The 11,898-nt window shown below is 72.4% G+C and carries 15 protein-coding genes; 7 read left to right on the plus strand and 8 right to left on the minus strand.

From position 1 onward, the window contains the following. Positions 1–252: 252 nt before the first annotated feature. The 3 genes from GUY61_RS26405 (at position 253) to GUY61_RS26415 (ending at position 2,586) form a co-directional block, all read left to right on the plus strand. The gene (locus tag GUY61_RS26405; RefSeq protein WP_166632745.1) at positions 253–1,278 is read left to right on the plus strand and encodes a 6-phosphofructokinase; all 1,026 of its coding nucleotides are present in this window, start codon (positions 253–255) and stop codon (positions 1,276–1,278) included. Between the two features lie 143 nt (positions 1,279–1,421). Next, positions 1,422–2,372 carry a cytochrome c oxidase assembly protein gene (locus GUY61_RS26410; protein ID WP_166632746.1) on the plus strand — a complete coding sequence of 317 codons (951 nt, stop codon included), beginning with the start codon at positions 1,422–1,424 and terminating at the stop codon, positions 2,370–2,372. Between the two features lie 55 nt (positions 2,373–2,427). Next, entirely contained in the window at positions 2,428–2,586 is a 159-nt protein-coding gene (locus GUY61_RS26415; protein WP_166632747.1) for a hypothetical protein, read from the plus strand. Between the two features lie 45 nt (positions 2,587–2,631). Here the strand turns inward: GUY61_RS26415 and GUY61_RS40505 are convergent, their stop codons facing one another. Further along, positions 2,632–3,084: an SSI family serine proteinase inhibitor gene (locus GUY61_RS40505; protein WP_243766764.1), complete on the minus strand. Its 453-nt coding sequence runs from the start codon at positions 3,082–3,084 to the stop codon at positions 2,632–2,634. 182 nt (positions 3,085–3,266) lie between these two features. After that, on the minus strand, positions 3,267–3,746 hold the full coding sequence (locus GUY61_RS26425) for a VOC family protein (protein WP_166632748.1): 480 nt from the start codon (positions 3,744–3,746) through the stop codon (positions 3,267–3,269). Positions 3,747–3,900: 154 nt separating this feature from the next. Between GUY61_RS26425 and GUY61_RS26430 the strand changes: the two genes are divergently transcribed. After that, positions 3,901–4,296, plus strand: coding sequence for a DUF302 domain-containing protein (locus GUY61_RS26430; protein ID WP_313896864.1), 396 nt, complete (start codon positions 3,901–3,903; stop codon positions 4,294–4,296). 34 nt (positions 4,297–4,330) lie between these two features. Here the strand turns inward: GUY61_RS26430 and GUY61_RS26435 are convergent, their stop codons facing one another. Further along, positions 4,331–5,866, minus strand: a complete 1,536-nt coding sequence (locus GUY61_RS26435) for a HAMP domain-containing sensor histidine kinase (RefSeq protein WP_313896865.1) — start codon at positions 5,864–5,866, stop codon at positions 4,331–4,333. Beyond that, a complete protein-coding gene (locus GUY61_RS26440) occupies positions 5,856–6,554 on the minus strand; it encodes a response regulator transcription factor (protein WP_166632750.1) in 699 nt (232 codons plus the stop codon). The genes GUY61_RS26435 and GUY61_RS26440 overlap by 11 nt, the downstream gene beginning before the upstream one ends. Before the next feature lie 257 nt (positions 6,555–6,811). On the opposite strand from GUY61_RS26440, the gene GUY61_RS26445 reads away from it, so the two are divergent. Together GUY61_RS26445 and GUY61_RS26450 are read left to right on the plus strand one after the other, a co-directional pair. Next, positions 6,812–7,549: a DUF2202 domain-containing protein gene (locus GUY61_RS26445; RefSeq protein WP_166632751.1), complete on the plus strand. Its 738-nt coding sequence runs from the start codon at positions 6,812–6,814 to the stop codon at positions 7,547–7,549. Positions 7,550–7,718: 169 nt separating this feature from the next. Next, on the plus strand, positions 7,719–8,015 hold the full coding sequence (locus GUY61_RS26450) for a hypothetical protein (RefSeq protein ID WP_166632759.1): 297 nt from the start codon (positions 7,719–7,721) through the stop codon (positions 8,013–8,015). Between the two features lie 102 nt (positions 8,016–8,117). On the opposite strand, the gene GUY61_RS26455 is transcribed toward GUY61_RS26450, so the two are convergent. From GUY61_RS26455 to GUY61_RS26465, 3 genes are read right to left on the minus strand one after another with little or no spacing between them, the layout of a single operon-like run. Further along, positions 8,118–8,591: a DsrE/DsrF/DrsH-like family protein gene (locus GUY61_RS26455; RefSeq protein ID WP_166632752.1), complete on the minus strand. Its 474-nt coding sequence runs from the start codon at positions 8,589–8,591 to the stop codon at positions 8,118–8,120. A 32-nt stretch (positions 8,592–8,623) separates the two neighbouring features. Then, complete coding sequence (locus GUY61_RS26460) at positions 8,624–8,941, minus strand: TusE/DsrC/DsvC family sulfur relay protein (RefSeq protein WP_166632753.1); 318 nt, start codon at positions 8,939–8,941, stop codon at positions 8,624–8,626. Positions 8,942–8,992: 51 nt separating this feature from the next. Further along, a complete protein-coding gene (locus GUY61_RS26465) occupies positions 8,993–10,249 on the minus strand; it encodes an NAD(P)/FAD-dependent oxidoreductase (RefSeq protein WP_166632754.1) in 1,257 nt (418 codons plus the stop codon). A 284-nt stretch (positions 10,250–10,533) separates the two neighbouring features. On the opposite strand from GUY61_RS26465, the gene GUY61_RS26470 reads away from it, so the two are divergent. Then, complete coding sequence (locus GUY61_RS26470; RefSeq protein WP_166632755.1) at positions 10,534–11,268, plus strand: 1-acyl-sn-glycerol-3-phosphate acyltransferase; 735 nt, start codon at positions 10,534–10,536, stop codon at positions 11,266–11,268. Between the two features lie 16 nt (positions 11,269–11,284). On the opposite strand, the gene GUY61_RS26475 is transcribed toward GUY61_RS26470, so the two are convergent. Then, on the minus strand, positions 11,285–11,898 hold a 614-nt coding region (locus GUY61_RS26475), incomplete at its 5' end, for an urease accessory protein UreD (protein ID WP_166632756.1).

The raw sequence follows: 11,898 nt of genomic DNA on the forward strand, positions 1-11,898 counted from the left end.
GGGCGGGCCCGGACCGGGGTCGGCGGAGGCCGCCGCGGGCGTGTCCGGCAATGCCCGGTCGAGCGGCCCGCGGCACGTCTGAGCAGGGACGTTTCTTCCCGCTTGAGCGGTCTCACGCGCGGCTGAGCGGGCGCGTCCAGCAGGCGGACGGCGGCTCGGAGAGCACCGCGCGCGCCGGTAGGGTGGCAGGGATTCAAGAGCCGGACGACGTGGTCCGGTCACCCGCCCACGCTGCAAAGGTTTACCGGGCTCATGCGAATTGGTGTCCTCACCTCCGGTGGCGACTGCCCCGGCCTGAACGCCGTCATCCGGTCGGTCGTGCACCGTGCCGTGGTGGACCACGGCGACGAGGTCGTCGGCTTCCACGACGGGTGGAAGGGTCTCCTGGACTGCGACTACCGCCAGCTCGATCTCGACGCGGTGAGCGGCATCCTGACCCTCGGCGGTACGATTCTCGGCTCCTCCCGCGTCCAGCCCGCCCACTTGGTGGACGGCGTGGAGCGGGCCAAGGGGCATGTCGCCGACCTCGGCCTCGACGCGGTCATCCCGATCGGCGGCGAGGGAACGCTGAAGGCGGCCCGGCTGCTCTCGGACGCGGGTCTGCCCATCGTCGGGGTGCCGAAGACCATTGACAACGACATCGCCGCGACCGACGTCACGTTCGGCTTCGACACCGCCGTGGGCGTGGCCACCGAGGCACTGGACCGGCTGAAGACCACCGCCGAGTCGCACCAGCGGGTGCTCATCGTGGAGGTCATGGGCCGGCACACGGGCTGGATCGCGCTGCACTCCGGCATGGCGGCGGGCGCGCACGCCATCGTCGTGCCCGAGCGGCCCTTCGACATCGACGAACTGACCGCCGTGGTCGGCAAGCGTTTCGGCGCCGGCAAGAAGTTCGCGATCGTGGTCGTCGCCGAGGGCGCGAAGCCCCGCGAGGGCACCATGGAGTTCGACGAGGGCGGCACGGACGTCTACGGCCACCAGCGGTTCGCCGGTGTCGCCTCCCAGCTGGCGGTCGAGCTGGAGCACCGGCTCGGCAAGGAGGCCCGCGCGGTCATCCTGGGCCATGTCCAGCGCGGCGGCACGCCCACCGCGTACGACAGGGTCCTGGCCACCCGCTTCGGCTGGCACGCCGTGGAGGCCGTGCACCGGGGCGAGTTCGGCATGATGACGGCACTGCGCGGCACCGACATCACGATGGTGCCGCTCGCCGAGGCCGTGCGGACGCTGAAGACGGTGCCCGCCGAGCGCTACACCGAGGCGGAGTGCGTGCTGTAGCCGGTCGTCTCCGGTCGGCGGGGCGTTCGCGCTCGCGCCGTGTCCTGCGCTTTTTGGGCGAACCGCCCCCGCCCGCAGCAGCGGACGGGGGCGGTTCTACTCTGGTGCGGACGCAACTGGTGCAAACAGGAGAGAGCGAGCGGATGGACCACAGCGGTCACGGCACGATGACGGATCTGCCGCCGTTCACCCTGGGACGGGGACTGGAGTTCTCCCCCGACCTCTTCTTCCTCGTCGGATGTCTGCTCGCGCTCGCCCTGTACGGCTGGGGCGTACTGCGACTGCGCCGGCGCGGCGACGACTGGCCTCCCGGCCGCGCCGTGTTCTTCGCGGTCGGTGTGCTGAGCATCGCGCTGGTCATGTGCACCAGGCTGAACGACTACGGCATGGTCATGTTCAGCGTCCACATGGTGCAGCACATGGTCATCAGCATGTTCGCGCCGATCGTGCTGCTGCTCGGCGCGCCGGTGACGCTGGCGCTGCGCGCGCTGCCGCCCGCCGCCCGGGGCAGCAAGGGGCCGCGCGAGTGGCTGCTCGCCCTGCTGCACAGCCACTACATGCGGTTCATCACGCACCCGGTCTTCACGATCCCGATGTTCATCGCGAGCCTGTACGCGCTGTACTTCACGCCGCTCTTCGACTTCCTGATGGGGTCCACCGTCGGGCACGCGGCGATGATGGTGCACTTCCTCGCCGTCGGGCTGGTGTTCTTCTGGCCGATCATGGGCGTCGACCCGGGCCCGCACCGCCCCGGCTATGTGATGCGGATGCTGGAGCTCTTCGCCGGGATGCCCTTCCACGCGTTCTTCGGCATCGCGCTGATGATGGCCTCCGAGCCGATGGTGGAAACCTACGCCGATCCGCCGGCCTCGCTGGGCATCGACGCCCTGACCGACCTGCAGGCCGCGGGCGGTATCGCCTGGGCGTTCAGTGAGATCCCCTCGGTGCTGGTGCTGATCGCGCTGGTCTACCAGTGGTACCGCTCCGAGCAGCGCCAAGCGCGCCGCAAGGACCGGGCCGAGGAGCGCAACGGGGACCAGGAGCTGGCGGCGTACAACGCCTACCTGGCTTCCCTCCAGGCCCGCGGGCGGTAGCGCGCGGGGCCCTTTACGGGCGACGATGGCTTCCTGCGGCTGAGGAGGTGCGGGGATGCCCGGATCCACGAAGGCGATGGGGGTGCTCACCGTCGGGGGGCTGGTGCTGGTGACGGCCTACACGGTGGCGCTCGGCAGCAACGGCTGGCTGTGGTTCGGCTGGGTGGTGCTCGGTCTGGTGACTCTCGGGATGGTCGCGTCGCGCGGCAGCTGAGCCCGGGGCCCGCCGGCCGCGCGGCGCGTCCGAGGACCCGGTTCCTCAGAACCGGAAGACGATCCCGGTGCTGGCGTCCATCTCACAGGTGTTGGCGAAGGTCCTGTTGTAGGCCTGGGTCCAGCTGTCCCAGACTCCCTGTGCGCTGATGGTCACCGGCGCGTACTGATGGGTGCACATGCGCGGCTCACCGGGCAGCGCCCCGATGTTGCCGCGCACCGCCTCCAGCGCCCGGCAGGCCCCCACCGGGTCCGGATGGGTGCCCGTCGGCACCGGCCGGCAGCTGAGCCGGGCCTCCCGGAGCACGCCGCCGTCCTCGCCCAGCAGGCTCAGCAGGAACTCCCTGCCGGACCGTGGCCCGGACGAGGCGGGGGGCGTCGAGGTGGCGGTGGAGGCTGCCGGGGTGCCATCGGCGGCGGGATCTGCGGCATCTGCGGCGCTCGCGGTGAGAGCGAGCAGGACGGCGGTGGCGGCGGCTGCCGTGGCAAGGCGGAACAAGGCGGCTCCCTGAGGTGCGGGCGGACGGGACGCAGGCCAGGCCACCCCCTGCGGCCGCCACCGGACAAGCAGCCGCGCCGGGGGTTCGCCCGACCGGAGGCCCTGTCCGGTCCGTCCGGCCCCTCCGACCCGCGGGGGCTCTCCCGTCCGCCCGGCCTGTCCGGCCCGCGCGGCGGGGCCGCCTACTCCCCCGCGTGCGCCTTCCTGAGGGCCGCGAGGTCGATCTTCGACATGGCGTACATCGCCTCGGTGACGCGCTTGGCCCGGGCCGGGTCCGGGTCGCCGATCATGTCGATGAGCTCGGCGGGGAAGACCTGCCACGACACGCCGAACTTGTCCTTCAGCCAGCCGCAGGGGCCCTCCTCGCCGCCCTCCGTGAGCCTGCTCCAGTAGTAGTCCACCTCGTCCTGGTCGTCGCAGGGGATCTGGAAGGAGATGGCCTCGCTGAACTTGAACTGCGGTCCGCCGTTCAGGGCGACGAACTTCTGGCCGTTGGCCTCGAATTCGACGACCATGACCGAACCCGCCGGGCCGTGGCCCGCCTCGGTGTAGCGGCCCACACGGCCGAGCCTGGAGTTCTTGAAGATCGAGATGTAGTGGTCGGCTGCCTCCTCGGCCTGTCCGTCGAACCACAGGCAGGTGGTGAATCCGTCGGCGGTCATGGGGTACCTCCTCGTGTTGACGGGCGCGTGCGGCACGTCCATCCCTACAGACCGGTTCCCCGGCGGAAACTCATCGCACCGGGCCGCATCCCGGAAAATGGATACCCCCCGGCGTATGGTGGGTCTTGTTCTGGATCAAAGGAGAGGTGAAGACGTGAGCACGGACTACGGGCGTACGGTCGAACTCGGCACACCGTTCGACGCGACGCTGGCCAGGGTGCGTGAGGTGCTGGCCGAGCAGGGATTCGGCGTGCTGACCGAGATCGACGTGGCGGCGACCCTCAAGGCCAAGCTCGGCGAGGACATGGAGCCCTACGTCATCCTCGGCGCATGCAACCCGCCGCTGGCGCACCGGGCGCTGGAGGCCGACCGCTCGATCGGCCTGCTGCTGCCGTGCAACGTGGTGGTGCGCGGCGCCGGGGACGGCGGCAGCGTGGTGCAGGCGCTGGACCCCCAGACGATGGTGAAGCTGACCAGGCTGCCCGCGATGGAGCCGGTCGCCGACGAGGCCGGACGCCGGCTGAACGCGGCCCTCGACGCGCTCGGCTGACGGCGCGGCGCGACCGCCGCATCCGGTCCCGGCTTCAGGTGCCGGACACGGGGCGGGTCGGCGGCAGCCGGACGACGAATCGCGCGCCGCCCTCGGGTCCCGAGTGCGCGGTGACCGTCCCGCCGTGCGCGGCGACCAGTTCGCGCACCACGGCGAGGCCGATGCCGCTGCCCGCCGTGCGCCGCGCGCCACTGCCCCGCCAGAGCCGCTCGAAGACGCGGGGCAGTTCCTCGGCGGGGATGCCCGGCCCGGTGTCGGCGACCTCCACGACGGCCGCGCCGTCCTCGGCGCGGGTTGTGACGGTGACGGTGTCGCCCGGGCGGCAGTAGCGCGCGGCGTTGCTGAGCAGATTACCGAGCGCCTGATGCAGCCGGTCCGCGTCCACGTACACGTGCAGCGGGTCTCCGCCGACGGCGTCGCCGACCGTGAGTCCCGCCGCGCGCAGCTCCGGTTCGCGCTCGGCCAGCGCGCCGCGGACGATCTCCGTGAGATCGGCGTCGGTCCTGCGCAGGGAGAGCCGCACGGACTCGGCCTCGGCCAGCTCGGCCAGGTCCCCCACCGTCCGCCCGAGTCTGAGCGTCTGGTCGTGGAGCACCGCGAGCCGCTCGGGACCGGGGTCGGCGTAGCCGTCGCGCAGCTCCTCCAGGCCGGCCTGGAGCGCGGCCAGCGGGGTGCGCAGTTCGTGGGCGACGTCGGCAGCGAGCCGGCGCCGGGCCTCCTCGGCGCGAGTCACGTCGTCGGCCATCGCGTCGAAGGCACGGGACAGCTCGCCGAGCTCACCGGGGGCCTCGGCCCGCGAACGTGCCGTGCGGTCACCGGCGGCGAGCGCCCGCGCGGTGTGCGCGACACGCCTCAGCGGGCCGGTGAGGCGGCGGGTGACCCACCAGCTGACGGCCAGGGCCAGGGCCAGGGCGGCGAGAGCCGCGGCGGCCACCCAGCCCCAGGCGATGTCACGGCCCGCCGAAGCGGACTCGGCGGGAAAGCGCAACTGCACGGAGCCGACGGTGGCGCCGTCCACCACGACGTCCGCCCGCTCGGCCCTCGCGGATCCCGCGTCCGACGCGGTGACGTCCGGCGCGGTGGCGTCCCGCGTGGAGGCGGACGCGGGCGTCGCGGGGGCAGCGGTGGCGATGCGGCCAGGGGCAGCGGTGGCCGCGCCGGTCCCTGGTCCCCTGCCCGGGGTCGCGGAACCGCCGTTCCTGTCGTTCCCCCTGGTCATCAGGACCACCCGGCCGTCCGCGTCGCGCACGGTCAGCAGTGCCCCGGCGCCCGCGGCGGCCTCGACGGCCGGTCCGAGATCCGCGCCCTGCCAGCCGTCCGCCTGCCGGTAGGCGGCGGCCGCCGCGGCGGCCGCCCGGTCCGCGGCCCGCTGCCTGTCGGCCTGCCGCGCCGCACTGATCCCCCGGTCCGTGCCCACCAGGGCGGCCGCCGCCAGCAGGGCCACCGACGCCAGGGCGACGAGGGCGAAGGCGGCGAAGAGCCTCCTGCCGAGCGGGCCCAGACGGGCCTCGCGGCCGGGCCGCTGCCCCGGGTCTCCCGGGCCTCGTGCCGGCCGCCGTTCAGGTGTCACGGCTCAGCCCCAGCCGGTAGCCCACGCCGAGCACGGTCTCCACGATCCTGGAACCCTCGGGCCGCAGCTTCTGCCGGAGGTTCTTGATGTGGGAGTCGATGGTGCGCTCATAGCCGCGGAACTCGTAGCCGCGTACCCGGTTGACCAGTTCGTACCGTGAGTACACCCGGCCCGGGACGGTGGCCAGGGCGGCGAGCAGGCCCCATTCCGTCGGCGTCAGGTCGACGACGGCCCCGTCCAGCCACACCTCGTGCCGGTCCTCGTCGATCCGCAGCAGGCCCCCGCCGTACGAGGTCACCGTGGCCTCGGCACGGTCGGAGACGCCCGCGGCGCGGCTCAGCACGGCCTGGACCCGCAGCACCACCTCGGTGGGGCTGAACGGTTTGGTGACGTAGTCGTCGGCGCCCAGCCGGAGCCCGGTGATCCGGTCCTCCACCGCGCTGCGCGCCGTGAGCACCACGACCGGCACCCCGCCCCGCTCCCGCGCCTCCTTCAGCACCTCGGTGCCCGGCACGTCGGGCAGCCCGAGGTCGAGCAGCACCAGGTCGACCGCCCGGCCGCCGAGGAGACCGATCGCCTCGGCGCCCGATCCGGTGGTGACCACGGCGTACCCGGCACGCTCCAGGTAGCGGCGGAGCAGCTCACGGATCTCCTTCTCGTCCTCGACGACAAGCACGGTGTCGGCCATGCCCCAGGTCTACGCGCCGCGGACCGGCGTCCGCCAGGGCCGAACAGCCCACGCCCACGGGTCCGGGGGGCCGGGGAGATCCAGTCGGCGTCTTCATACCGTCTCCACACGGCCGTCATGCCGTCTGCGGAGCCCGGCGGGACCTTGAGGGTGCCGGGACGGAGAAGCCGCCCGGCACCACCGGGGGGAGCCGGGACGACCGGCCGGGGCAACCGCCGGAACCCGGTGACTCGGTGAAGCGATGAAGGAGGCGTGTCATGAGGCGCACAACCAAGCTCGCCACAGCCCTCGCGGTGCTCGGCGCGGGTGCGGTCGTCGCGGTCGGCGGTGTCGCCGTCGCGGGGCCGGAGAGCGCGGCGTCCGGGGCGGAGCAGGCGGCGTCCGCCCGTACCACCGCCACCGCCTTCCAGGACGGATCGGGGCAGCAGCACCAGTACGGCCGGGGCAACGGCCAAGAGCAGGGACAAGGACAGGGACAAGGGCAGGGACAGGGCGACCGGCAGCGCGATGGATCGTGCCCGACCGGCACGGCCGGCGGCACCACCGCCGAGCAGGGCACGCTGACCGCCGCGCAGAAGGCGACCCTGACCGGGATGGCCGAGGAGGAGAAGCTCGCCCACGACCTGTACACGGCGTTCGCCGAGAAGTACGACGTCCGGGTCTTCGACCGGATCGCCGACTCCGAGACTCAGCACCTGGAGGCCGTGCGCACGCTCCTGGACCGCTACGGCCTGGAGGACCCCACCACGGGCCGGGCCGCGGGTGAGTTCGCGGACGCGGACATCCAGGCGCAGTACGACCGGCTGCTGAAGCAGGGACAGGACAGCCTCGAGGCCGCCCTGAAGGTCGGCCGCGACTTCGAGAGCGCCGACATCGCCGCGCTGTCCGAGGCGCGGGACGGGCTCGCCGCCCCGGACGTCGAGCAGGTCTACACGAACCTGGAGAACGCCTCCGAGCGGCACGAGGCGGCCTTCGCCCGGTGGCTCGACCGGTGAGAGCCCGGCGGTGAGGCGCACGCGGGTGACGGCGCTGCGAGACACGCACCGGAGGAACCGGGAACGTGAAGGAGCGCGCGGCGGGGGCCGGGAATGAACCCGGCCCGCGCCGCGCTCCCGCTATATACCCCCCGGGGCATTCGGAGAGTGCGGAAAGGTCGTGAGTGAGATGCCGGTGACCGACCAGCGGCAGCCGTCGACGCGGGCGAGCGGGACCGCGGAATTCCTGGTGACCCTGTGCGGACGGCACATCAGGGTCAAGGGCCTGTGGCTCGGGGCCGCCGGTCTCCGGGTCGGACGCGTCGCCCTGGACGTGGGCCCCGGCAACGGCGGCGCGCCCGGCACCTGGGCGGCCCTCTCCCCCGCCGAGGCGCGCGATCTGGCACGCCTGCTGCTCACCCATGCCGCCCTGGCCGAGCAGAACCCCCCGCCCGGAGCGGCAGCATCCGCCCCTGACGCCCGGTAGGGCCCTGCCACCTCGCCGCGGGCGCCGACGTCGTTGCCGGCGATCACCGGGTGCCGGACCGGCACCCGGTGATCGCCGGGGGTCAGGTGTAGTCGCCGGGGGTCAGGTGTAGATGATCTGACCGCCCGCGGCGTGCTCGTAGAACTCGCCGACGGTGATGATCCCCTGGACCTGTTCGATGAGGTCGTCCTTGCCGAGTCCGAACAGGTCCACGGACGCCTTGCAGGCGTAGATCCCGGCTCCCGTGTCGGAGATCATCTCCAGGAATTCGGGGACGGGCGGGATGTCCAGCCCGGCCATCCGCCGCTCCATGGAGCGGGTCAGCACGGCGGGCATCCCGGGCAGCGCGCCCACCAGGGTCGGCAGGTGCAGGCCCGGGTTGCCGACGGTGGCGAACTTGATGTGCTCGTACCGCTTCTTCGTGATGGCGTCGAGCCCGAAGAAGGTGAAGAACAGGTCGGCCTCGATGCCTTCGGCGCGGGCGCCGTTGGCCATGATGAGGGCCGGGTAGATCCCCTCGAGGGATCCCTTGGAGACGATGACCGAGACCTTCTCGATCGTGGCGGTGGCGCCCATGGCATAGCTCCTTCGCTGGATCCGCGGCGGCGTCAGATGCAGCCACGCGGCTTGGGAATGCCGGCGATCTTCGCGGCGGTCTTCGCCGGCCCCTTGGGGAAGAGCCGGTACAGCTCCTTGACGGTCACGCCGGAGGCCCTTCCGAGCACCCGGACGGTGGGGCCAGTGCCCTTCTCCGCGTATTCGGCGCGCATGAACGCGATGACCTGCCAGTGCTTGTCGGTCAGCTCGTCGATGCCCGCCTCGCGGGCGATCTGCGCGGCCATGGTCTCGTTCCACTCGCCGGGGTCCTCGAAGAAGCCCTCGTCGTCGACCTTCACCGACGTGCCGTCGTACGTCGCCGTGGGCATGGCGGATGCTCCGTTCTAGCGCTCTCGCGCGTTGCGTGCGGGGTGGGTGGGTCAGGCCGCGCTGCCCGCGGGGGTGCGGGCCTTGCCGTGCTCGGGCATGGCCGAGCCGACGCCGGGGAGGTTCCGGCCCGGCAGCAGGCTGTGCCAGTAGAGCCATTCGAAGGCCAGCTTGCCGATGTGGTTGGCGCGCGACTCCTTCAGCAGCGGCAGCCCGACTGCGGTGGGGAAGTGCCCGGGCAGCGGCTCCGTGTCGTAGTTGAAGTCGATCAGCAGGGCCTTGTGGAAGCCGGTCTCGATGAAGCAGTTGGTGTGGCCGTCGTAGGAGGCGTCCAGGGGCAGACCGGCCAGGAAGCGTCCGATGTTGTGGACCAGCACGTCGCCCTCGAAGTGCGCGACGGAGCCCGCCTTGGAGACCGGGAGCCCGGTGGCGTCGCCGAGGGCGAACACGTTCGGGCGGGCCGTGGACTGAAGCGTGTGCCGGTCGACGGGTACGAAGCCCAGGTCGTCGCCGAGCCCCGGGGACCGGCCGACATAGGACGCGCCCGCGTGCAGCGGCACGACCACCGCCAGGTCGAACGGCACCTCGCGCTCGTCGTACGACACCAGCCGGCCGCCCTCCGCGTCGACCGAGCCGAGCGCGAAGTCGGTGATCAGCTCGACGCCCTTCTCCGCGAGCAGGCCGCTCAGCGCCGCCGAGGCCACCGGTTTGGTGAAGGCCCCGTCCAGCGGGGTGACATAGGTGAGCTTCACCTGGTCGCGGATGCCGCGCCGCTTGAAGTACCAGTCGGCGAGGAACGCGAACTCCAGGGGCGCCACCGGGCACTTCAGAGGCAGGTCGGCGATGTTCACGACGAGCCTGCCGCCGTCGAAGTCGCGCAGCGCCCGGTGCAGTGCCGTCGCCCCCGGCAGGTCGTAGAAGGTGAACACGTTCTTCTTCTCGCGAAGGGCCTCCTCCAGCCCCTCGGTCTCCTCGGGGATCAGCACCGCGCCGGTCGCGACCACCAGCACGTCGTAGCCGAGGCTGATGCCGCCGGCGAGGTGCACCTGCCGCGCCTGGGTGTCGACGCGGTCGATCTCCGCGCACAGATAGCCGATGCCGTCCAGGAGCTGGTGGGGACGGGAGCGGACCAGGTCCTCCGGTTCGGCCAGGCCGAAGGGGACGAACAGCAGGCCCGGCTGGTAGACGTGGTCGTCGTTCTGGTCGACGACCGTGATCCGGCATTCCTCCTCGCCGTACAGACGGCGCAGCCGGTTGGCGGTCAGTGTGCCGCCGGTGCCGCCTCCGAGGATCACGATGCTTGTGTTCATGCCTCCACTGTGCTGCCGGGCGCCGAATGGCCGTCAGGGGCCGTTGGACCCTTCACCGCTACCCACTGGGGTATCCGTTCAGCCAGGCCGCCGGGACCGCCCGACCCAGCCGCCTGCCCGCGGTTCCCACGGGGCACGGGACCACCGGGGCACGCCTGGTACGGCGAGGGGCCACGACGGTTACACCGGGCGGAGGCTGCACCTAGACTGGCGCTTCTCACCAGACCCCGTGACCTGGCACAACGCGGCCCCGAAGCCGACCCGGCGGAATGAGGAGCACGAGCGTGTTCTACCTACTGCTCAAGTACGTCCTGCTCGGGCCGCTGCTGCGGCTGATGTTCCGCCCCCGTATCGAAGGCCTGGAGCACATTCCCGCAGAAGGGGCGGCGATCGTGGCGGGGAACCACCTGTCCTTCTCCGACCACTTCCTGATGCCCGCCATCCTCAAGCGCCGGATCACCTTCCTCGCCAAGGCCGAGTACTTCACGGGGCCCGGAATCAAGGGCCGGCTGATCGCCGCGTTCTTCCGCAGCGCAGGCCAGATCCCGGTGGACCGGTCGGGCAAGGAGGCGGGCCAGGCTGCCATCAGGGAGGGCCTCGGTGTGCTGCGGAAGGGCGAGCTGCTCGGCATCTACCCGGAGGGCACGCGCTCGCACGACGGGCGGCTCTACAAGGGCAAGGTCGGGGTCGCGGTCATGGCGATCAAGGCACAGGTTCCGGTGATCCCCTGCGCCATGGTGGGCACCTTCGAGGCGCAGCCGCCCGGCCAGATCATCCCCAGCATCAGGCCGGTCTCCATCCGCTTCGGCCGGCCGCTCGACTTCGCGCGCTATGCGGGGATGGAGAACGAGAAGGCGGTGATCCGCGCCGCCACGGACGAGATCATGTACGCCATTCTGCAGCTCTCGGGCCAGGAGTACGTCGATCAGTACGCGGCGGTCGCGAAGGCGGCCGAGCAGGAGCAGAAGCAGAAGCAGCACCAGGGCCGGCCCCGGAGGTTCCCGCGGATCCGCGGCTGACCGGCGCCGGCCGGTCTCAGCCGAGGGCCTCGGCGAGCAGCCGCCGCAGGGCGAGGGCGTCCGGGGCGACGGCGGTGACCAGGAGCGCGGGGCCGGCCAGCGGAGTGAGGACGGCGGTGTCGCCGAGCAGCCGCGGCTGTGCGGGCTTGTCGATGAAGTCCGGGTCCACGACGAGGAGTTGGCCGACGGCGCGGTGGCCCGCGAGGACGGCGGGGCCGAGCCAGCCGCCCGGTGCGCCCGGACCGTGGGCAAGTTCCTGGTCGAGCAGCGGCCGCCCGGCGAGGCGCACCGTCAGCCGGGTCGTCAGGGTGCCGGGCTCCTCGCCGTGGCGCCCGAGGACCTGCTCCTCGCGCAGCATCAGCCGGGCCCCTCGGGCGAGTTCCACGGTGGTCGTCATGCGCAGGTCGCTGCCGTGCGCCGAGATCAGCGGTTCGGGGAGCCACCGCAGTTCGGCGTCTTCGCCGACACGGAGCCGGATGTCGTAGACGGCGGGCCCCGGGCGGCCTCCCGGCAGCGCGATCGTCGCGGCGGCCGAGTCCACGCACAGCCGCGCCCCCGCACCGACGCTCGCCTCGACGGCCAGCCGGTCCCCGCCGAGGGGCGCACTCATCGCCCCCACCAGCGTGACCC

It is taken from the genome of Streptomyces sp. GC420, from assembly GCF_009916105.1.
Taxonomy (GTDB): Bacteria; Actinomycetota; Actinomycetes; order Streptomycetales; family Streptomycetaceae; genus Streptomyces.